Source organism: Vibrio hyugaensis (assembly GCF_002906655.1).
GTDB classification, from domain to species: domain Bacteria; phylum Pseudomonadota; class Gammaproteobacteria; order Enterobacterales; family Vibrionaceae; genus Vibrio; species Vibrio hyugaensis.
On record NZ_CP025795.1, the window covers coordinates 1,264,153 to 1,287,670 of the forward strand.

The window sequence follows — 23,518 nt, forward strand, 5'->3', positions numbered from 1 at the left end:
CAGCCTTCCTTTTCGCCCTTATCTTTTTCTCCAGCCTCTCTTCTTCTCTCTTTTGCTTCTCACTTCTATTCTCTTTTCCCTCTCGTATCTTGACTCTCCCCGATCAAAAAAGCCCTGAGGAAAGTCCCCAGGGCTAGGCAGGAATCTGACAATAATAAAAGCCAGGAAGTCCCTTATGCAGTGGTTGGTTTGATCTTAAACAGAATTGCAAACATGACTGGTACAACAATCAGAGTCAAAACTGTAGCGAAACCAAGGCCTGCCATAATCGTAATCGCCATTGAGCCGAAGAACGCATCTGATACCAGAGGAATCATTCCCAGAATCGTCGTCAATGCCGCCATACTCACTGGACGAACACGGCTGATCGCACTGTCGACAATCGCTAAGTAAGGATCCTTACCTGATGCTAGCTCTAGGTTAATCTGGTCAAGAAGTACGATACCGTTTTTCAGAATCATACCGCTCAAGCTCAATAAGCCTAGGAACGCAGTAAAGCTAAAAGGCATGTTTGTCGTCAGAAGACCAAATGCCACACCAATGATAGACAGCGGTACCGTGAACCAAATAACCAACGGCTTCTTCAGTGAGTTAAACAGAAGCATCGTAATGATGAACATCAACAAATAACCCATTGGCAATGAGCCAAACAGACCTTCTTGTGCATCTTTCGATGATTCGTATTCGCCGCCCCACGTGATTTCATAGCCTTCAGGAAGGTGCAAAGCCATCACTTTAGGCTCAATGCGAGAGAATAAACTTGCGGGAGTATCGTCACTAAGCACATCGTGGTCAGCTAATACCGTTAGCGTACGTTTACGGTCACGACGTTGAATCAACGGCTCATCCCAAGCCAGCTTCACACCATCGATCACTTGATCAACTGGGATATAAGATTGTAACGATGGACTCCAAATATTCACGTTTTGCAGTGATTCGAAATCTACACGCTCTTCTTCTGGTAAACGCGTCATGATAGGTAGTGTATCTGTACCATCACGAAGGAAACCAAGCGTGCTACCCCCAAACGCCATTTGTAACGTGCTTGAAAGATCTTCTTTCGAGATACCCAAACGACGCGCTTTTGATTCGTTAAATACAGGCACTAGCTCTTTCGTTCGCTCACGCCAGTCATGACGAATGTTACGAGCACCCGGGTCAGTATGAAGAATGTCTTCTACTTGCACCGCGAGATCACGAAGCACTTGTGGATCTGGGCCAGTAATACGCGCTTCAATCTTAGACGCCGGCGACGGGCCGAATTCCATCAACTTGAACTGGAACGTGGGTTTATCAAACGTCTTCGCTAGGTTGTCATCCAACTTATGCAGCAGTTCAAACATGTTCTCACGATCTGTCGTACGAACTTGGAACTGCGCGTAAGCTTCGTAGCTTTTCTCTGGTTGGTAAGTCAGAGCGAAACGCTGCAAGCCTTGACCAATCGAAGCTGAAACAAAATCGACATCATCTTGTGAACGAATGTAGCTTTCTACTTCTTCCGCTTTCTTGATGGTCTCGCGAATGTCTGTGCCTTCTGGCATCCACATATCAACGTAGAACATCGGCGTGTTTGATGGCGGGAAGAACTGTTGCTTCACACTACCAAACGCAACCACAGCACCAACGAGCAATGCCACCATGCCTGCTACCGTTAACCAACGGAAACGCAACGCAAATTTAAGAGACGCACCAAACGTGACGAACAACCAACCTTTGTACGGATCTTCGTCTTCTGCTTGTGTATTTTTGTCTTCTTCTTTTAGTAGAAGGTCTGCAAGGAATGGCGTTAACGTAATCGCAGTTACCCAGCTTAGAAATAGCGAGAAACACAGTACCCAGAACAGAGAGCCCATGAACTCACCAGTCGCATCTTGAGACAGACCGATAGGCGCAAACGCGGTAATAGCAATGACTGTCGCACCAAGCAGCGGCCACTGAGTTTGTTTTACGATATCTGTTGCAGCTTGAACTTTGGTTCGCCCCTTCTTAAGGCCAACCAATATCCCCTCGACCACCACGATGGCATTATCCACCAGCATACCGAGCGCAATGATCAACGCACCAAGCGAGATACGGTGCAGTTCGATATTGTTGTAGTTCATCAAAATGAAGGTACCGAATACCGTCAACAACAGAACCAAACCGATGATCACGCCACTGCGTAAGCCCATAGTGAACAGCAGTACGATGATTACGATAGCCACGGCTTCTGCCAAGCTAATAACAAACGCTTTAACTGAATCGTCTACTTCTTGCGATTGGTTGTAGAAGTAGTTCATATCCAAACCAGCGGGCTTGATGGTCTCAAGATTCTCCAGTTCAGCTTCAATACGTTGACCGACTTCTACTACGTTTACGCCAGACGCAAACGAAATACCAATGTTGATTGCTTTCTTACCGTTATACAGCAGCACATTGCCCGGCTTTTCTTGAATGCCACGGCTGATGGTTGCAACGTCTTTCAAGCGAATCAGGTTACCGGTGTCACGACCGTGAATGATCAGGTTTTCTAGTGCTTCTACGGTGTTTAATGTACCGCTTGGGCGAATAATAAGGCTCTCGCCGTTTACCATCACCTCGCCCGCAGAAACCACATTGTTCTGTTGGTTCAGCAAGCCAGAAATCACGTTCATGTCGAGGTTCAGAGCCGCTAAGCGATCCAATGAAATCTCAACAAACAGCATTTCTTGTTGGTCGCCTGCAATGTCGACTTTACCCACGCCATCGATCAGTTCGAGTTCACGCGTGAGCTGGTCTGCGTAACGTTTCAGTTCTACGTAATCGTAGTCGTCACCCGTTAACATCAGCATTACGCCGTACACGTCACCAAAATCATCAATGATTTGCAGAGATTGAACGCCTTGCGGCAAAGTTGGTTGCAGATCGTTGATTTTACGGCGCATTTCATCCCAGATTTGCGGCAATTCATCCGGACCGTAGTCCATCTTCATGCTCACCATAATCTGTGACATACCACTTGAGGACGTCGACGTAATCTTATCGATATAAGGCAGCTTACGAATCTCTTTCTCAAGCGGATACGTCAGCTCTTCTTCTACTTCTTTAGAAGTCGCGCCGGGATAAGTCGCCACCACCATCGCATCTTTGATAGTAAATGCCGGATCTTCCAATCGGCCCAACTCTAGGAATGACATTACCCCGCCAACCGCGAGAATAACGATGAACAGCCAGCTGATGACTTTGTTCTTAATTGAGTATTCAGCAATGCTCATTATTGTTGTTTCTCCACCACATCCACTGACTTACCTTCGCGTAACTTACGTAAGCTGGAATTCACTAATACATCGCCTTGTGTAACGCCTGATGACACAATCGCGCCTTCACCGTTAATTTGATCAATCGTCACCGCCACCTTTGTGACCGCGTCACTGTTTAATTTCCACACAAAGAACTCACCATCCTTGTTACCCGCTTGAAGCGCAGTCATTGGAATGTTGTAGCCATCAATTGACGTTATACCTGCTGCCACCATGTCTACTGCAACGCTTACACTAGTACCCGGCAAAATCTCTTCATCAGGTTGTGGCATGGTTAAATACATTTGGTATGTTTGTGTCTGCGCGTTTGGCTCACTGGTGTGCTCCAAGTAATCCAACGCATAAGATTTCGCGTCACCCGAGAACGTTGCTTGAGGTTGGTAGCTCATGCTTTGTGTATTTGGGTTTACCATCGCAAGCACGTTGTCTGACAGCTCGATGCGAACGTACACTTTGTCGCTTTGATAAAGGTTTAGAACCGGCTCACCAATCGCAACACGCTCAAAACGCTCTTTGAATACATCCGAAACCTTGCCCGCAAACGGGGCAAATAAACGTGTGTAGTTCAGTTGGTTTGTCGCGTTGTAGAAGTTTGCTTCCGCCAGCTCTTTATTTGCCGTTAGCTCATCCAACTCCGCTTTAGAAATCATTTGGCGGCGATGCAGTTCTTCACCACGTTTCAGTTGACGAATCGCGAGTGTGTATTGTGCTTCTGCATCGTTTACCGCTTGCTTTTCTTTGCTGTCGTCTAACTTAGCGATCATCTGGCCTTCTTTAACCGTGTCACCCGCTTTAACGAGCACATGCTGAACTTCGCCTGCGCGACGGAATGCAATTGGCGTTTGTTCCGCAGGCACGACTTGGCCTTTGAATGTGCGGTATTGGCTTTTTACTGGAACATCAACAGCAACCGTAGAAACATACAAAGGCTGCTCTGCGGTGACTTCGTCTGTGCTGTTACAACCGGTTAGTACGGCCAATGCGATAGCCGATACTGTGAATAATGAACGTTTCATTAGATACCTTCCTCACGAACCCAAGCTTTCACCACTTGGCCTTCTACTAGGCGTTCAACACCTGCAATAACAACGTAATCATTCTTGTCCAGACCCGACTCCACAGCACCGTTCGCACTTAGTGACAAGGTCACTTTGTTCACTTGCTGTGTATCGCTGTCCATTACCCAAACCTCACCATGAGCGGCATCTTTCGACACCCAAGCCGCATTTGGCAGCATCATCGCGTTCGATACGTTTTGCTTCGCAATATGTACTTGGCCTGTCATGCCCGTTAGCAAGTTACGATCAGAAGGACGAATAATCGTCACGATCGCTTCGTAGCTGTTGGTATCGGCATTGGGTTGAGTAGAGATCTCTTTGAATTTGCCTTGGATGCGGTTGTTTGGTTCGCTGTCCATCGTCACCCACATCTCTGCGTCTTTAAGTGAGTTCAATGACACCGCTTCGGCGTAAGTCACAGGCAAAGTAAACGACACATCCAAAGTGGTGTTGTCGATTAGATTTAGGATTTCTTGCTTAGCAGCAACCACCTGGTATGGCTTCACATAGGTATAAGACACCACACCATCAAACGGCGCATGAATCTCTGTGTAGCTCAAATCGGTTTTCGCTTGCTCTAGATTTGCCAGTGCCGCTTTGTATTGCGTTTCTTGTTGGTCGTAACTGTCTGTACTGATCAGCTTCTTGTTGTACAAGCTTTTCGAGCGTTCCCATTGGGTTTTCGCTAATGCGTACTGTGCTTGTGATGCATCAAGAGCTAACTGCAAGTCTTTTGGGTCTAGCGTTGCAAGTACATCGCCCTGCTTTACCTCTTCACCCATTCTCACGATCAACTTCTCAATTTCGCCACCTACCTGAAATGAAAGTTGGGCTCTGTACGTTGCATCTATTCGTGCAAGGAATGCATCGGAATCGGCAACAGTCAGATCATTAACAGCAAGTAATTTTACAGGTTTGATTAATGGCTCAGACGGTTCTGATACGGCTTTGTTACACCCTGTCAGCATCGTGGCGAGGCTCAATGCCACCGCTGCTCCGACAAATGTGCGCTTTAAGTATTGTTTTCGCACTGGCTTTCTCCATCGACTTTATATTTACTACACAGGTGTGCAGTATATGTATAACGAAAAAATGATCAACATATTTTCCATGTGGATAATAAAATAATTAGGCAAACTGTCCGGTTTCTGGTAAAAATAGGCGCGTTGATTAATATTCGGGAAAATTCGAACTATGACAGAAAGAAAGCAAGGCCGTAGAAGTGCTGAAGCCGCTGAGCAAACTAAGTGTCTGATTCTAAGAGTCGCGGCAGATATGTTCTGTGAGTTAGGGTACGAACGTGTCTCGCTTCGAAACATCAGTGAGAAAGCTGGTGTGTCTCATAGTTTGATTCGCCACCACTTCGGTAGCAAAGAGAAGATCTGGCAAGCCGTCAGCGATGGCATGGACGAATTCATGCAAAGCTACATGGCGCAGTTGGTAAGCGAAATGCCAGCGAATACGCCATCGAATCAAAAAATCTACCTGTTCATGGTAAGAATGCTGGCGTTTGCACTCGTTAACCCGCACCCAGTTCAAATGATTGCCGATGCGATTCGCCAAGGCGACGATGCATTGCTGCAATACTTCTTAAGATCCAAAGATGAGTTCGCGGCAATCTTTACCGACCTATTTGCTGACTACAACGTGGAATACCCAGAGCATCGTATTGATCAATGGGAATCAAAGTGGCAAATGCTGGTGTTTGCACATGGTGCGATTAGCCTAGCACCTATGATGCAAGAAACGTGGCCAGAAGATGCAGACAATCGCGAGAAAATGCTGATTAACCACTGGGAATTGTTCAACACCATCATGGCAAGTCAGTTTAGCGTGAACAAAGAAGACATGATTCATCCAACCAAACTGAATGAAGTAGTGATTGAAATGTGTTGCCCTATCGAAGAGCTCACCGCATAAGTTGAGCTTTCAAAAGAACATAAAAAATGCCGAGCAATGTGCTCGGCATTTTTGTTTGTGTTTATCATCTTAGATGAGGAAACGAAATGGAACCTACTTCATAGTTGCTTATTCCTAACCACGACACTGTAGCTATACAGCGCGTGGGAGGTAGATTCCTAGTCTCGCTTTGGCTCGCTGAAATGGCGAGCCTTATTTAACTCTCTAAATCAATGAATTAGCTTAATTAACCACGGTAGTAGCGTTGTGGTACGAACGGCATTTTTTCTACCGTCATTGGTAGCATCTTGCCACGTACTTCTGCAAACAGCTCTGTACCGATAGCCGCTAGATCTGCACGTACGTAACCCATTGATACAGGCTTGCCTGCGTTAGGGCCAGCTGTACCACTGGTTACCACGCCAATCTTATTACCGTCTGCATCGAACAGCTCAGCGCCTTCACGAACTGGCGCTTTGGTTTGACCAACCAAGCCAATACGCTTACGTGCAACATCTTTCGTTTCGATCTGCTTAAGAATGATGTCAGCACCAGGGAAGCCACCTGCACGCTCGCCATCAGCGCGACGTACTTTTTGGATGCCCCATAGTAGGCTTGCTTCAACAGGCGTTGTTGTTGTGTCTAAGTCATGACCGTACAGACACAGACCACATTCAAGACGAAGTGAGTCACGAGCACCAAGGCCAATCCACTCGACTTCTTCTTCACCTGTGAGTTTACGAGCCAGTTCTTCTGCTTTGTCCGCAGGGACAGAGATTTCGTAACCGTCTTCGCCTGTGTAACCACTACGAGAAACAATGCACTCAACGCCTAGTAGCTCAACTTTGCGAACATCCATAAACAGCATCTCTGCTACTTCTGGTGCGAAACGCGCTAGTACTTCTGCCGCTTTAGGACCTTGAATCGCAAGCAGTGCGCGATCATCAATGATCTCTAGCTCAATGCCAGAAGGAAGATGCGCCTGAAGGTGCGCGATGTCTTGCTCTTTACATGCTGCATTCACAACAACAAACAGATGATCGCCAAGGTTAGCCACCATCAAGTCGTCCATGATGCCGCCCTGCTCATTAGTAAAGAAAGCGTAACGTTGCTTGCCCGCACCTAGGTCAACAATATCAACCGGAACCAGTGTCTCTAAGAACGCTGCTGCGCCATCACCAATCAAACGAAGTTGACCCATGTGAGAAACATCGAACAGACCTGCTGCATCACGAGTGTGTAAGTGTTCTTTCTTTACGCCTAGTGGGTATTGAACTGGCATGTCGTAACCCGCGAACGGGACCATCTTTGCGCCTACTTCAACATGAAGTGCATGCAGTGGTGTTTTCAGAAGTTCTTGAGTCATTTTCGTCTCCATTTAGATAGACCCGAGAATGCTGTCGGCATTCACTTGAATAATACCCAAGTAACCTCGAGATGCTTGGTTCAGCGAGAATGACTTGGTTTGCAGACGCGGCGGCGATTTAAAGGTCTAGTGGCTCTAAATCAAGAATCGGCAACAAAGTATGCAAGCCAAGGCAACTCGCCCTTCGGGAGCGTGTCATTGAACCGATTTCTGCGTCAAACAACTTGGCAAGAGCTGGCTATTACGCTGCATTGTTTTCCTTGAACTCGAATCAATGACAACGCTCTGAATCCTGCATCTTGAAGTCACTTGGGTATTTGTTTCCAATAATAAACACGCTTGATTCAATTTTGCACGAACAAGACATCACTCGACTTTCAAAAGTGTGACTTTTAACATTTTAATCACAACAGAACGCACAAAAAAGGCGCTCTGTTGAGTGAGATATCATCAACAGAGCGCCATCATAACGCATTCAAAACTGATAGCAAACGTTTGCTTTCACTATAGGAAATTTACAACTATTTATCACTATTTGGCAGTCACCCACAAAATGTGTGCATCTTCCTCACTCACACTGGTCAACATATGACCCATGTTCGCATCGTAATACACACTGTCGCCTTCGCTTAATACAACAGGCTCATAGAACTCAGAATAAAACATCACCTCACCTGATAAGATGAGTAAAAACTCTTCCCCATCATGACGAACCCAGTCTTTGTATTCGTCAAAACTACGGGCACGAATTTGGCTCTTAAAAGGCATCATTTTCTTATTGGAAAGTTGAGTCGCCAACAGCTCGTGTTCGTAGGTTTGGGTTGGGTGTGGTTTACCCTCTTTTTTCTTGGTTACATCCCTGCGCCCTGTCGCGACCTTTTTTCTCGGTGGTTCAAACAGTTGCGGCATATCAATTTGCAAACCATGCGCTAATTTTTGCATCGCTTGGAACGTTGGAGAAATCTGTTCGTTCTCGATCTTACTTAGCGTAGAACGCGCAAGGCCAGTTCGTTGGCTTGCCTCTTCTAACGTAATACCAAGTTTAGAGCGGATATCTTTAATGCGCTGACCGAGCTTAAGCGGTTCAATATTCTGGTCTTGCTGCTCTTTCGCCAACGTCATTGACGGGTATTCATCGTAAATACTTTCTGCCATAAATCCCTCTGTAAATATCCTTTATTCCTTCCTATTAGCATTGTGCATGAAGCCTATAGTGGATAAAAGTCCACCGAGTTAATTAAAGCGTGCTCTTGTTAACAAAACCAGAAATCTCGTTTCCTATAGGAAATTTTTGGTTGATTGTTCGTGCCGCAAGCGCTATGTTACCAACTTGTTAGATGTAGAGATGCACATTTCCGTAAGAGATTGGACAAGAGAAACCACAATCCAACGGAGTTTTGCCCACTTATTCGGGCCGAAAGTTCACTCTGTTCTGCTATGCAGTTCAGCTGTTTTGAGGACAAATGAGCCACCATCGCAATCAAACAACTATTTCTACTGCGGGTTCATTTTAAGATTTGGAAGGTCAACTACCATGAACAAGAGTTACCCTAACCACAGCTTGGAAAACTTTTTCTCTACCAACCTCTCTGCGACAGATGACGCTGTCTTTGCTGGAATTCAGGCAGAATTCGCTCGCCAAAACGAACAAATCGAACTTATCGCTTCTGAGAACATCGTTTCTAAAGCGGTAATGCAAGCTCAAGGCACATGCCTAACAAACAAATACGCTGAAGGTTACCCAGGTCGCCGTTACTATGGTGGTTGTGAGCACGTAGATACAGTGGAAGCCATTGCTATCGAACGCGCGAAAAAACTTTTCAATTGTGAATACGCAAACGTTCAACCACACTCAGGCGCACAAGCAAACGGCGCAGTAAAACTGGCACTACTTCAGCCTGGCGACACCATTCTTGGTATGTCTCTAGACGCAGGTGGCCACCTAACACACGGTGCTCGCCCTGCACTTTCTGGTAAATGGTTTAACGCAGTTCAGTACGGCGTTGACCGCGAAACACTAGAAATTAACTACGAAGACGTTCGCCAACTGGCACTTGAGCACCAACCTAAAATGATCATCGCAGGTGGTAGTGCCATTCCACGTACGATCGACTTTGCAAAATTCCGTGAAATCGCAGACGAAGTAAACGCGATTCTTATGGTCGACATGGCACACATTGCCGGTCTTATCGCAACAGGCGCGCACCCTAGCCCGCTTCCTCACGCACACGTTGTTACAACCACAACGCACAAAACATTGCGTGGTCCACGTGGCGGTATGATTCTGACCAACCACGAAGACATCATTAAGAAAATCAACTCAGCGGTATTCCCAGGTCTACAAGGCGGCCCACTGATGCACGTGATTGCTTCTAAAGCAGTAGCGTTCGGTGAGGCGCTCGGTCCTGAATTCAAAACTTATATTGATTCAGTGATCAACAACGCAAAAGTCATGGCAGAAGTATTGCAAACTCGCGGTTGCGATATCGTAACTGGTGGTACAGACACGCACTTGATGCTGGTTGACCTTCGCCCTAAAGGCTTGAAAGGTAACAAAGCAGAAGAAGCACTAGAGCGTGCAGGCATCACATGTAACAAAAATGGCATCCCATTCGACACAGAGAAGCCTATGATTACATCGGGCATCCGTTTAGGAACGCCTGCGGGTACAAGCCGCGGCTTTGGCGCTGAAGAATTCAAACTCATCGGTAATTGGATTGGTGACGTACTGGACGGTTTGGTAAACAACCCTGAAGGTGACGCAGAAGTAGAAAAACGCGTGCGCAAGCAAGTAAAAGAGCTTTGCAGTCGCTACCCTCTTTACCAATAAAAGATTTATTAAATCAGAAACTATCCTGACAAGTTATTTGGAGATTAAGCAATGGACAAAACACTGAAGTTTACAGATAGCCACGAGTGGGTACGTGACAACGGTGACGGCACAGTAACTATCGGTATTTCAGAGCACGCTCAAGAAATGCTGGGTGACGTGGTATTCGTTGACCTACCAGACGTGGAAGATGAAGTCGAATCAGGCGAAAGCTTTTCTTTGGTGGAATCTGTAAAAGCGGCTTCAGACATCTACTCACCAATCACTGGTGAAGTAGTTGAAATCAACGAAGAGCTAGAAGACAGCCCAGAGCTAATCAACGAAGAACCATACGAAGGTGGTTGGATTGTGAAAGTGAAGCTTTCAAACCCATCTGAGTTGGAAGACTTAAAAGATGCGGAAGAATACCTAAGCTCTATCGAAGAAGAGTAATTAGGATGAGACGAAAGCTGTCCCCTTAACACCAAGTGGGCAGCTTTTTTTCTAGGTTCGGACGTATAATTTAGATTATCAGTAGCGTTCATCCGTTACCCGAATCAAGGAGTAGGTAAAGGACAATGACTGAATTACTTCAAAGCCTCAGCACACAAAACGAGTTCGTTGCTCGCCACAACGGACCAAACAAATCTGACCAACAGAAAATGTTGGAAGCGATCAACGCAGTTAGCCTAGATTCGCTTATCGACGAAACCGTACCAGCACAAATTCGCCTAGAGCAGCCAATGAGCTTGGCAGAAGCAAAAAGCGAAGCAGACATGCTGGCAGCAATGCGTGAGTTCGCCGATCAGAACCAAGTTAAACGTACATTCATTGGTCAGGGTTACTACAACACCTTCACGCCAAACGTAATTCTACGTAACGTGATGGAAAACCCGGGCTGGTACACCGCTTACACCCCTTACCAACCAGAGATCTCACAAGGTCGTCTAGAAGCGCTTCTAAACTACCAACAAATGGTGATGGATCTTACTGGTATGGAAATCGCGAACGCGTCATTGCTTGATGAAGCAACGGCGGCCGGTGAAGCGATGACACTTTGTAAGCGTGCGGGTAAGAGCAAGAGCAACGTATTCTTCGTTGCCGACGACGTTCACCCACAAACGCTAGAAGTGGTAAAAACTCGTGCGAAATTCATCGGCTTTGAAGTCCTAGTCGGTTCTCTAGAATCACTACCAGAGCAAGACGTATTCGGCGCGCTAGTTCAATATCCAAGTACAACGGGTGAAGTTCGTGACTTAACGGACATCATCGCAAAAGCACAAGCAAACAAAACGCTAGTAACCGTAGCGACTGACCTATTGGCTTCTGCCCTACTGAAACCTGCGGGTGAAATGGGCGCAGACGTTGCAATCGGCTCGGCACAACGTTTCGGCGTACCTATGGGTTACGGCGGTCCACACGCAGCCTTCATGGCAACACGTGACAAGCACAAGCGTACAATGCCAGGTCGTGTTATCGGTGTTTCTATCGATACCAACGGCAACCAAGCACTGCGCATGGCAATGCAAACTCGTGAGCAGCACATCCGTCGTGAAAAAGCGACATCAAACATCTGTACCGCTCAAGCACTACTAGCGAACATGGCGTCTTTCTACGCGGTTTACCACGGCGCAGAAGGCCTACGCACGATTGCTCGTCGTACGCACCACATGACCGCTATCCTAGCTGCTGGCCTAACGAAAGGCGGCTTCGAGCTTGCTCACAACAGCTTCTTCGACACCATTACCATCAATACTGGTGCACAAACTGAAGACCTATACGCGAAAGCACTAGCCGCAGACATCAACCTACGTAAGTTGGGTACTCAGCTAGGTGTAAGCTTCGACGAAACCACAACCGTGGCAGACGTAGAAACCCTATTCGCTGTATTCGGTGTGAAAGAAGAAGTCGCAGCACTATCAACGGAAATTGCAGGCAACGAGTTTGCAGCGATTCCAGAAGCACTGCGCCGCACAACAGAATATCTAACGCACCCTGTGTTTAACACGCACCACAGCGAAACACAGATGATGCGTTACCTAAAACAGCTAGAGAACAAAGACTTCTCGCTAACGCACGGCATGATCCCACTGGGCAGCTGTACGATGAAGCTGAACGCAGCAGCAGAGATGATTCCAGTAACATGGCCTGAGTTTGGTTCGATCCACCCGTTCGCACCAGCAGAACAAGCAGCCGGTTACGCAGCACTAGCAAAAGACCTTAAAGAGAAGCTATGTGAAATCACAGGCTACGACGCATTCTCACTACAACCAAACTCTGGTGCATCAGGTGAGTACGCAGGTCTTATCGCGATTCAACGCTACCACGAAAGCCGTGGCGAAGGTCACCGCAACGTATGTTTGATCCCAAGCTCTGCGCACGGTACTAACCCTGCGACAGCGTCTATGGTGTCAATGAAAGTGGTTGTGGTTAAGTGTGATGAAGAAGGCAACATCGACATCGACGACCTAGCAGCGAAAATCGAGAAACACAAAGACAACCTATCAAGCATCATGATCACTTACCCTTCTACGCACGGCGTATACGAAGAGCAAGTGAAAGAAGTGTGTGAAATGGTTCATGCAGCAGGCGGTCAGGTTTACCTAGACGGCGCAAACATGAACGCACAGGTTGGTCTAACAACGCCGGGCTTCATCGGCTCAGACGTTTCTCACCTAAACCTACACAAAACCTTCTGTATCCCACACGGTGGTGGCGGTCCGGGCATGGGTCCTATCGGTGTGAAATCGCACCTAGCACCTTTCCTACCGGGTCACATTGAAAACGGTGCAGACGGCGAAAACTTCGCAGTATCCGCAGCGGACATGGGTAGCGCGTCTATTCTACCTATCTCTTGGGCTTACATCGCAATGATGGGCGAAGCTGGCCTAACAGACGCAACGAAAGTAGCGATTCTGAATGCGAACTACGTGATGGAGCAACTGCGCCCTCACTACCCTGTTCTTTACCGTGGCTCAAACGGCCGTGTAGCGCACGAATGTATTATCGACATTCGTCCACTGAAGGAAGAAACAGGCATCAGCGAAGAAGATATCGCGAAGCGCCTAATGGACTACGGTTTCCACGCACCAACTATGTCGTTCCCTGTAGCAGGCACGTTAATGGTTGAGCCAACAGAATCGGAAGATCTAGAAGAGCTAGACCGCTTCTGTGATGCGATGATCGCAATCCGTGAAGAGATGACGAAGGTTAAGAACGGTGAATGGCCGCTAGATAACAACCCACTTGTTAACGCGCCACACACTCAAGTTGACCTAGCGAAAGAAGAATGGGATCGCCCTTACTCTCGTGAGCTTGGCTGCTTCCCTTCTAAAGCAACCAAATCTTGGAAGTACTGGCCAACAGTAAACCGCGTAGATAACGTATACGGCGACCGTAACCTAATCTGCTCGTGCCCAAGCATCGATAACTACGAAGATTAACTTTTGTAGATGATCACAGATAACCAAGTTGGAAACTGTGATAACCGAGTTGGAAACCGATAACTAAGTTGGAAACTAACTTGAAAACAAAAGGCGAACCATTTGGTTCGCCTTTCTCATTTTAAGCCTCATATCCCCAGTCACCTATCATCATGTCAGTCCACACAAGATGACTTAATTTTTTTTCTGGTTCGTAGTACTCGGTTTCTGTAAAAAGTTAACTAGATTCAGATCATATCATAAGGCTCTTCATCGACCTCCCTCCCAAGAAGCGCCGACTCTCAGAAATCAAACATTATCAATAGCCTATCAAATATGAGACTGATATAATATTAGGAATCTTTTACTGTTGTATAAAAAACAAACTCAGTTGTTAAGAATCCACTAATTAGGCTATTAAAAAGCATATTTTTCATGTAATTAGTGAATCCGTTACTATTTATTACTTGGTAACTAGAACAAACTATATTCAAGGAAGTGGTGTTGGTCGATCAAAGTGTAAATGCAGGTGTTACTGCACAGCAGGGCTTCGCCTTACAGCGGAATATGGCTCTTTTCTTAATACTGGACAACTACGATAGTAAATTTGATGGCTCAAAGTACTTTCTATCCCTAGAACATTTAGAAGATATATTATTCTGTCATCTAGACGATCACGGCCAGGCTGTCAAAGTAGAGACATATCAATCAAAAAAGAAGTCCGTTGGCAATTGGTCTATTGATGCTGAACTTGCCGAGATAATAGTAAAAATACTCAAGGTAGGGAAAACGCTATTAGCAGACCCCCACCCTAAGTGCAGCAACTATAGTCACGACCTTCACTTTTCTTCTAACTCTAGTATGAAATTAACGACGAAAGTAAAATGTGGCGCTGATGGAAAGCAGACAACTAAAACCTATAGCCAAATCGTAAGTGAAGCAGACTCAGAAGTAATCTACTCAGAATTAGATCCCATAATACAAAATGCTCTAACCACAAAACTTACAACGCATGATTCATACAACAGTGAAAATTTGTATGAAGAACTAAACAATTTAAAATTCTTGTACATCGATTTCAGTCGAACAAATAAAGAACAAGAAAATCAGTTAAGAACCAAACTCGAAGATATCTTTGATAGAAAAATAAGTGACTCTAAGGCTGCACTGGATTCGATCTTTAGGCTGTTCAGAGATGTTGAATTAACATACAACCAGCAGAGTATGGCTCGGCTGTCAGATAAGTCAAAGCAAGTACACAGTCAAGATATCAACAATGCTATCGAAATCATAACCACCAAATCAAAAGCATTCCAGTTTTGGCGAGACCATAGTAGAGACATTAGCCGAAAGCTAGGAGTTAAACCATTTGAACGAGACTCATTTGAAATGAAGTTCAGCCTAGCATTTGACCTATTTAAGAGCAAAGATGAAGCAGAACATCAGAAGATCCTGAGATTTGTAAAATCTAATTATCGTAAGTGTAGTGGATTCAGTGAAGATGACTGCATAGAAGAACTAGTAGATTTGTTCAATCAAAATCATAACTCCAACTTGGACGAGCAAACTTTAAAAGCCACCATGTATGCAGCTTACTTTGAATCTATTAATAAAATGGACGATTAAAAATGGGAATTTCAGTAGAATATAACAAATTCTTTGCATATAGCAGCAAGGCAGAAAAATATTTTGATTCTACCTTCTCTAAGGGAATTAATATTGTTCATGGTAAGAATACATCTGGTAAAAGCACATTTATTCAGGCACTGCACTATACCTTTGGAATCAATGATGAAAAAAGGAAACTTGCCGACTTATTGACAGAGAATGTGATTTTTAGACTAGATTTGACTATTCACAACCCTGCGCCTACCAATGTTTCGATAGTTCGAGATGATGAGATCGTTTCTATTAAAGTTGGCGAACAACCACCAATTAAGTTCATAGGTATTGGCGGTAATAACTCGCGAGAACATGTTAAGCTGAAAGTGTTTTTGTCTGAGCTATTGGGCTTTACCCTACAACTAGAGTATGACAATGAATATAAACCAGCATCGCTGGAAGCGATGTTTTTGCCTTACTACATAGCACAAGACGTTGGCTGGGTTTATCGCCACAAATCATTCCGAGGTTTGGACTTTGTTAAGAACTTTAAGAACGATTTTTTTGACTACTTTCTAGGTATTACAAATAATTACGACCGCCTTGAAAAAACTCGCCTCGATCGGGAAAAGAAAGAACTAGAAGCTGAATCTAGGCTTCTTCACAAGATCGAGCAAAACAACAAGAAGTTCAAATTAGCTAAAATGAAGGATGAAGCATTTACAGCTAAAACTAACGAATACATCGAGCCGTATAAAGAGAATAAATCTGAGCTGATTAGGCTAGAAAAAGAATACTTGTCCATATGCAACAAGATAACACTACTAGAGGAAAGTAGAAAAACTCTGCTTAGGGTTAGGCGTAACCTGAAGACAAATATTCTGGCCGCTGAAAAGTGCCCTACGTGCTCGCACACACTATCTCATTCAATAGAAGATACTTATAATTTTCTCCAAGACAAGAATGATACTGAAACGCAAATAAAAGAGTTAAACAAAAACATCAAAGCACTCAAAGATTCTCAAGGAAAATTGAACTCAATAATCAATGACATTGACGAGAAACGCCAGATGGTTGAGCAGGATTATTATGAACTCTTAGAGTATAAGGTTGACGATGTAACCTTAGACTCATGGTTAAAAAATAAAGTCAACGTAGAGGTATCAGGAGAGCTCAATAGTAAGCTTGGTGAAATAACATCAAGAATACTGTCTATTGAAGAAGAACTAAGCAAATTCAAAACCGATGAAGCCGTTAAAAAAGAAAGAAGAAATGCAAGTTATTCATTCAAATCTACTTTTGAAAAGTATACGTCTGAATTGCACGTGAAACCTTTTGAAGACGATAGGTTCTACTTACTCTATGACATACCTGCATTTCCAAGACAAGGCGTTGAATTGTTGAAGACTCTTCTGGCTTACAATTTCACCTTTGTAGAGACGATTAAAAAAACTGAGTATGTGCATGTATTGCCGTTCGTACTTGATGCCATATTTGAAGGTGATTTCGAGGATGAAAGCAAGGATGAGATTCTTCATTTTATCAAAAGTCATACGCCATCAGATCAACAGTTCATTTTTTCAATAGCCGACTCAAAAAGTAACGCACATTCTGCTAAGTCATACAACATAAAACATTTTGAGGGTAACGCTAACCTGATTTGTATCGGAGAGAATACTAAGCAAAGATCATTTCTTGCGGACTACCGAGGGGAATGCGACCAGTATATCAGTGAAACTATGGATATTTTAAGTTGAGATACTTAGCTTAATCACCAAACTCATCAAGCGCGAGCCTACTGCTCGCGCTGCTCTAGTTAGATACCCAGTATCTCCACCAAATTCAGATGCAATTAGTATCAATTACACCATAAACCGTGCGCTCTTTATCGCATTCTTGCCTGTAGCCCATACCGTAGAGGTATTGCTGACATATAAAAAGGTGAACTCCTGTGATAAAGCAAGTTCTTATATGATTCTTTAGTTTCAAAAGACATTATAACAACCAGAGAGTTATTCGCAGCGACGATAGCCGACCTCAGCCAGAAAGTCTCATTACACTCCAAAGGTGCCAGCGCGTCAGCTCCTTCAAAGATGACAAGTGTCTTGCGTCTACAACCTTCCAAAGTAGCAACCAGTTCTCGATTCTCTTCTGCTGTGAAAGCAACTAGGGGGGATGCATACTCATTAAAGTTCAGATTAAAGACATCTATGCCTCTACTCTTAGCTCGGTCTCTACACACATCCAAGTAGCCCTCTGGTGTATGCTCAGTTATCAATGAGCAGATGGTGAGCTCTAGTTCCCATGCCATACTGATAAATATTTCTGCGCTAACCATAACCAAGCCTAACTAATCATCACATGTTTGTAATTTTAGCCTCTTTAAAAAAGATATCTAACTCTGTCGAAAATAAGCAACCAGACCAATAAATTTGCATGTTTTATCAGTTTTTTTTAAGTCAGGGATCCAAGTGTACGATCCGTGAACAATCCTTTCTTAAAGCAATGAAATATAAAGGCATTAGATTCTATATCGATTTATATAAGGAATAATAAATAAGCCTAATGAAAAACTGCAAATTCCATGTATCACTTCAAATATCACATTGAATTACAAGCTTTTCTAATTCAGATCCCTAAGCTCTAAACTAATTATATAAGTTATAATAAATCCTTTATTTACAACCACTTATAAGCACAGCCAGTTAGACAAACCCTAGAAAGGCTGCTAACAATATATTAGTAAGTGAGGATTAGGCATATGAAAATAGTTAAGCAACCATACATAACAAACTATGAGCTCAGAAAATTAGAAAAACACTTAAAGAAGATTAAGAATGGCGAGTACGAGCCATATATTACAGTTCGCCGTTCAAATAGTGTCGGTCTATCTCATATTGTTTTCAGTCACAAGACGAAACGCTGCCATCACTTATTCAGCCTAGGTGAGCTTGCTCTATTCTTTCATCTTGAGCACGATCCTGAAGTCTTGGATATACAAGAGCAATACCCCTTACCGATAAATGAAACTCTCGAGTGGGCTAAACATCTGAATTATCGACACCCTGCTAAATACAAAGAAAGGGATGGTAAAGATATTCCTGCTGCAACCATGACCACGGATTTCGTTGTCACCTTGTATGATGCGACGAGAGACCAGCTTGGCGTTCAGCCGTATAACTATAAACCGACCTCAGCACTAAGCACTGAATTTGAGCCTCCCCAAAAAGTCACACGAACCCAACAAAAGTTCAAAATTGAAGAGATGTACTGGGGGCATTACAACCATCATCTAACGCAAATAACAGATGAAGACTTAAACCCCAACAAAACATACAACCTTCAATGGCTTAGAGAGACTTACCATCATGTACGCGAGAGCCAAATCGAAGGCCCACTGTGCGAAGGGATGTTAAACACTCTAAACAAGAGCCTTATGAACGACCCAGAGAAAACTCTAAAGCAGCATTTGAATCACGCATCATTAGTACATGATGTAACCGAACTTGCTGCGTTAGAGATATTTCAACATCTTGCGTATTCAGGTCAACTAGACGTTGACCTGAATGAGCGCATAGAAGTTTTTCGCCCTGTAATGATGATTACGCAACACGATGAGAATTAATCAAAAATTAGTCGATGGCAAAAAAAGGCTTGAATATCTTATCGTAGATATTTGCCAAGACCTCGACCAAATTGCTGTCACTCAGCTCAATGTTGAACGCCCTAAAAGGCCTCATACGATTATGCTAAGTGATACGTTGAGGCAAATAGAGCTGGGCAAATGGAAAGTGCTAGAGCATTCCTTTAGCCCTTACCTATACATGTCGGACGAAGAGTTACTGAAGGATAAGAAGCGCAGAAAGTGGTTACAACGCAGAGATAGCAGCTTTAACATTATTGCCCCGTTAATCGATAACGACGAACTACGTTACAACTATCTTTTTATCGATAGCAGTTCAATCTTACATCGATTGATAGAAACATCAGGTCGCAGCCGCAGTTATGTAGCAAAAATTTTAAATCGTTACTGGTATTACGGTTCTCACGTCAATGCTCTACTCCCTCTATGGAGAAATTGCGGAACGAATCAGTCTTTACCTGAAGTACCGTCATTTGACCAAGACCCTGAGTTAGGCAAAAGTGGCCCGAAAACCAGATATGGAAGTCCTTATCGTGGAATCACTCAGCAAGACATTAAACATATTCGACGATTTGCTAAAACCATTCCAAACGGTGGCAAAGCTAGGCTGAGTGACCTTTACGATCAGTTTACACGCAAGTTCATGTATGCACGTGTTAAACCAATGATTGAAGAAGCACATGAGATAGCTTTGCCTGTTCCAAGGGCCAAACTCATTTCACGAAATGCATTTAAATATCATTTTAAGCAAAACGTAGATCAACTTGAATTGATAAGGAAGGCTGTCGGCACGACCAATTTTCAAAAAGACTTCCGAGGCCGTGCAGGCCTCGCTCGACAGGGTGTTCGTGGCCCCACAAGCCGTTATGAAATAGATGCAACAGTCGTTGATCAATACATACGCTATCCCTACGACAAAACCAATCAGTTAGCCACGGGACGCCCTGTGATCTATCTAGTTGTAGATACGTGGTCTGGCATGTTTGTTGGCACTCACGCTTGTTTTCACGGCCCAGATTGGACTGGAGCATCACAAGCCCTTTTCAATGCTTTTACCAACAAAGTCCAGTTTGCTAAACGCTATGGCGTTGAAATTACTGAAAACGAATGGCCGTGCCACCATGTCTGCTCACAGTTAGTCATGGATCGAGGTTCCGAGTATACAGACCGTAACATTGAAAGCACGCTTAAGGGCGAAATTGGCTTATCAATCGCCAGTTTCGCTCCGTATCATCGCGGGGATTGTAAAGGAACTGTCGAGAAAGCATTTGATATCTTTCATCAAAATGCTGTTCGATTTGTGCCTGGTCAAGTCATGAAAGTACCCAGCAAGGAAGAGCAACACGCTTCTAGAAAAGCGTCGATGTCCTTCGAAGCATTCATGGAAAAGCTCATAAGGACAATCATTTATACCAATAACAACCGCCTTAGAAAGAACAACCATAACTTCGAGATGTCTCGTGATGATGTTGGTTTCTCTCCTAGAGACTTATATCTCTACGGGCTAGAAGAAATGATGATACCGCCAGCTCAGATTCCTGAAGAGCGACTTCGTTTCGCATTGCTCCCTGCTGACAAGGCGACTGTGAGAATGGAGGGCGTTTACTTTAAGGGGCTGTATTACAGCGCTAACAAAATCATTCATAAACAATGGTTAGACAAAGCTCGTAATTTTGGCCGATACACAGTGGAAGTTCGATACGACCAAAATTCAACGAACTTTATTTGGTGTAAAGACCCTGAATCTAACGAACTAATTACTTTAGAACTCACTGATCGCTCTGAAGCGTATCGTAATCAAATTTGGCAATCGACCCTTCATGAAATCGAATTAACCAAACAAAAACAAAGCCTTCATGAAGAACATTCATTCGCTAACAAAATTGAGTTCTTAAACAAACTGGATGAAATCGATAAACAAGCAAAAGCTGACGCTCGATACTTAAAAACATCGTCAGCAAAGTCTATCCAGACAGGTATCAAAGAACGAAAGAGTATCGTCTCTTCTATTGAACGCAGCAAACAATCTGAGCAAATAGCAGCAACGTTAAGTTCCGAAGGTAACGCTAGCTCCACTGCTAAAAAGAATACCCAACACTTGGAAACACCTGATTTTTTTGACTTTGATGATGAACAAGATGATAGCTAATTATATACCTCACCCTAACTCTCAGATGGCACAAAATCCTCTGATTGAAGCGCTTGGAATGCCATTGCTACCTAAACAATTTATCCAGGCAACAACACTATCTCCTGACATGATGATTGATGTCAGTTCGCTCCCTACTGAGCATCATGGTTACTACACCAGAACATTCATTGATAACCTATCTGAGTGCTATGTTGTTCAGGATGAAGCCCCACGCCTTTATGACACCGTATTTCGCATGATTGAGCGAGGCTATATCTATCGCAACCCTTTGGTGTATGGCGATATTAAACAATTGCAATTTGCCGACTCTATTGAAATACCTGAAGGGCAAGAGCGCACTCTAAAGCAAACAGCAAATCAGCAGAGTTTTTTGGTAGCAGGTCTATCAGGTCGCGGAAAGTCAGCGATGGTAGAAAGCATCTTGTCTGCCATTCCTCAAGTCATTTCACATCAAGAGTACCAAGGACAAAAGTTCATCTACGAACAGATTGTCTGGCTCAAGATCGATATCCCAACTGCTCGCGGGCAGCGTGCACTACTCTGGAGGATTCTTGAGTCCATCGATTCGGTAACTGGTGAGAATTATTACGAATCACATCAGAAAAGCTCAGTTACAGCACTAATGATTGCGGTTCGTAAGGCTCTACTCATCCATGGTGTTGGGATTATTGTTCTAGATGAAGCTCAGAACCTATCTGAAACTCGACAGTACGAGAAAGTCGGTAACAACGAGAACGCCACACTAAAGTTCGTGGAAGAGTTGTTTAACAAGGTTGGTGTACCACTATTACTCGTCGGGACACTATCAACACTTAATCTGTTTTCTAAAGAGATGACTGCCGCTAGGCGAATTGGAAAGACAGGGTCGCTAATCTTAGAGCAATGTGATGTTGAAAGTTCGTTTTGGAGACGCTTCATTAAGCAAATGTGCCCGACACAATTACTTAAGAATCAGACAACTGACATTGATACTCTAACGCGCCATGTTCACTACTTATCAGCAGGGATCCCTGCTATCGCGAGCAGCCTAATAAAGGCCACATTGTCTTATCTGACTTATCTAACACCAAACAATCAAGACCTAAGCATGGCTGCTCTAGACCATGTATTTAAAGAGCAGTTTCTCTTGGTCTCGGGGGCATTAACGGCACTAAAGCGTGGTCAGTTTTATAAATATGAGGATTGCAATCCTTTATCTCAATTGCACTCGGTTCAACAAGATTTGTTTTCAGAAAGTGGCTCAAATATTGACGGCAACCAAGTCTGTAAGCAATCACCTAGAAGCTCTAGTTCTGCCGTAAACCTTACTGAGAAAGACCAAGAAATGCTAGAGAGCTTAACTCCTGAAGCCTTATTAGCGCAGGCTAGAAAGTATGAATAACATCTTGAACCTGCTACCGAACGAACACCTAAGAAGCTTCCTTAGCCGAGTTCATACTATGTCCCCTTTTGGCACTTTTGCTACTTCAGCAAAACGTGTAGGGCTGGCTAATTTCAGTGCGTCGCCAGTTACAGTCATGTCTGACCTAGACACCATTCTGATGAATATTCTTAATGATGACAATCGTTCGATTTGGCAAATGCATATGCACGGTAACGTCATCGAGTCTTTCCTCAACGAGCGAGAGAAGCGCGAACTACCATTGTTTTTGAAAGGAAAGCCATATGACATCGACTTTACACAATCCCAAACGGTACATAATCGTTTTTGGCGCTACTGCAAAGACTGTATTTCTGAAGACTTAGATACTGTTGGTATTTCATATTTTCACCAACAGCACCAACTACAGGGTGTTTTTCACTGCTACAAACACGGAACGAGGCTCATTAATAGCTGTTCTTCATGCACTTACACTGTAAAGAACCTTAGTCGAATGCAAACCCCAGCATTAATCTGTCCGAGCTGTGGTTCCAGCATGACAAGTCAGAGAGCGTATTATGATGAAACAATGCTAAAAGTTGAACAGCTTATGTTGGCGTTAAACGATCAAACGCTCACCCTATGCCTTGAATCAGTGCAACAAAATACGTTGGCACACATCGGTTTTACGCTTGAGCAAACTGAAACGTTGGCTTTTAAGAAAGCTTGTGGCGATTGGTACAAAGAGATTTTCGTGACTCTAGGGAAAGGCGCTCTAGAGCAGTACTTCTCGAACACGAGGAAGGTAAATGATCACATAATTTCTCCCACTATGAGGACTACACGCTTATTTTTATCGACTTCAACAAACAGATTTAGTCCACCACTGATCTACATTCTCATGCTGGTTGCTACAGGACAGTTATAGA

At 44.1% G+C, this 23,518-nt stretch carries 15 protein-coding genes; 10 read left to right on the forward strand and 5 right to left on the reverse strand.

Going from position 1 to position 23,518, the window contains the following annotated elements; all coding sequences use genetic code 11:
• Positions 1-173: 173 nt before the first annotated feature.
• From C1S74_RS22775 to C1S74_RS22785, 3 genes are read right to left on the reverse strand one after another with little or no spacing between them, the layout of a single operon-like run.
• Positions 174-3,233 (reverse strand): efflux RND transporter permease subunit, encoded by a 3,060-nt coding sequence (locus tag C1S74_RS22775; protein WP_045401948.1) that lies wholly within the window; start codon positions 3,231-3,233, stop codon positions 174-176.
• Positions 3,233-4,294, reverse strand: coding sequence for an efflux RND transporter periplasmic adaptor subunit (locus C1S74_RS22780; protein WP_045401949.1), 1,062 nt, complete (start codon positions 4,292-4,294; stop codon positions 3,233-3,235). The genes C1S74_RS22775 and C1S74_RS22780 overlap by 1 nt, the downstream gene beginning before the upstream one ends.
• Positions 4,294-5,367: an efflux RND transporter periplasmic adaptor subunit gene (locus C1S74_RS22785; protein WP_042602810.1), complete on the reverse strand. Its 1,074-nt coding sequence runs from the start codon at positions 5,365-5,367 to the stop codon at positions 4,294-4,296. The genes C1S74_RS22780 and C1S74_RS22785 overlap by 1 nt, the downstream gene beginning before the upstream one ends.
• A gap of 163 nt (positions 5,368-5,530) precedes the next feature.
• Here C1S74_RS22785 and C1S74_RS22790 point away from each other — a divergent pair, with 163 nt between their 5' ends.
• Entirely contained in the window at positions 5,531-6,256 is a 726-nt protein-coding gene (locus C1S74_RS22790; protein ID WP_045401950.1) for a TetR/AcrR family transcriptional regulator, read from the forward strand.
• Positions 6,257-6,482: 226 nt separating this feature from the next.
• Here C1S74_RS22790 and gcvT read toward each other — a convergent pair whose 3' ends face one another.
• Positions 6,483-7,601 carry a glycine cleavage system aminomethyltransferase GcvT gene (gcvT, locus tag C1S74_RS22795; RefSeq protein ID WP_020197065.1) on the reverse strand — a complete coding sequence of 373 codons (1,119 nt, stop codon included), beginning with the start codon at positions 7,599-7,601 and terminating at the stop codon, positions 6,483-6,485.
• A 531-nt stretch (positions 7,602-8,132) separates the two neighbouring features.
• Complete coding sequence (locus C1S74_RS22800) at positions 8,133-8,756, reverse strand: helix-turn-helix domain-containing protein (RefSeq protein WP_005431308.1); 624 nt, start codon at positions 8,754-8,756, stop codon at positions 8,133-8,135.
• 379 nt (positions 8,757-9,135) lie between these two features.
• Here C1S74_RS22800 and C1S74_RS22805 point away from each other — a divergent pair, with 379 nt between their 5' ends.
• From C1S74_RS22805 to C1S74_RS22850, 9 genes are all read left to right on the forward strand, one after another.
• Positions 9,136-10,431, forward strand: coding sequence for a serine hydroxymethyltransferase (locus C1S74_RS22805; RefSeq protein WP_045401951.1), 1,296 nt, complete (start codon positions 9,136-9,138; stop codon positions 10,429-10,431).
• 51 nt (positions 10,432-10,482) lie between these two features.
• Positions 10,483-10,863 carry a glycine cleavage system protein GcvH gene (gcvH, locus tag C1S74_RS22810; RefSeq protein WP_045401952.1) on the forward strand — a complete coding sequence of 127 codons (381 nt, stop codon included), beginning with the start codon at positions 10,483-10,485 and terminating at the stop codon, positions 10,861-10,863.
• 125 nt (positions 10,864-10,988) lie between these two features.
• Positions 10,989-13,853, forward strand: a complete 2,865-nt coding sequence (gene gcvP / locus C1S74_RS22815) for an aminomethyl-transferring glycine dehydrogenase (RefSeq protein WP_045401953.1) — start codon at positions 10,989-10,991, stop codon at positions 13,851-13,853.
• Positions 13,854-14,336: 483 nt separating this feature from the next.
• A complete protein-coding gene (locus C1S74_RS22820) occupies positions 14,337-15,458 on the forward strand; it encodes a dsDNA nuclease domain-containing protein (RefSeq protein ID WP_045401955.1) in 1,122 nt (373 codons plus the stop codon).
• A gap of 2 nt (positions 15,459-15,460) precedes the next feature.
• Positions 15,461-17,191, forward strand: a complete 1,731-nt coding sequence (locus tag C1S74_RS22825) for a hypothetical protein (RefSeq protein ID WP_045401957.1) — start codon at positions 15,461-15,463, stop codon at positions 17,189-17,191.
• Between the two features lie 1,004 nt (positions 17,192-18,195).
• Positions 18,196-19,059: a heteromeric transposase endonuclease subunit TnsA gene (locus C1S74_RS22835; RefSeq protein WP_045401958.1), complete on the forward strand. Its 864-nt coding sequence runs from the start codon at positions 18,196-18,198 to the stop codon at positions 19,057-19,059.
• The gene (locus C1S74_RS22840) at positions 19,049-21,226 is read left to right on the forward strand and encodes a Mu transposase C-terminal domain-containing protein (RefSeq protein ID WP_045401960.1); all 2,178 of its coding nucleotides are present in this window, start codon (positions 19,049-19,051) and stop codon (positions 21,224-21,226) included. The genes C1S74_RS22835 and C1S74_RS22840 overlap by 11 nt, the downstream gene beginning before the upstream one ends.
• Positions 21,216-22,610, forward strand: coding sequence for an ATP-binding protein (locus C1S74_RS22845; RefSeq protein WP_045402016.1), 1,395 nt, complete (start codon positions 21,216-21,218; stop codon positions 22,608-22,610). The genes C1S74_RS22840 and C1S74_RS22845 overlap by 11 nt, the downstream gene beginning before the upstream one ends.
• The gene (locus C1S74_RS22850; RefSeq protein WP_045401962.1) at positions 22,603-23,517 is read left to right on the forward strand and encodes a TniQ family protein; all 915 of its coding nucleotides are present in this window, start codon (positions 22,603-22,605) and stop codon (positions 23,515-23,517) included. Before C1S74_RS22845 ends, C1S74_RS22850 begins: the two co-directional genes overlap by 8 nt.
• The last annotated feature ends 1 nt before the right edge of the window (position 23,518 follow it).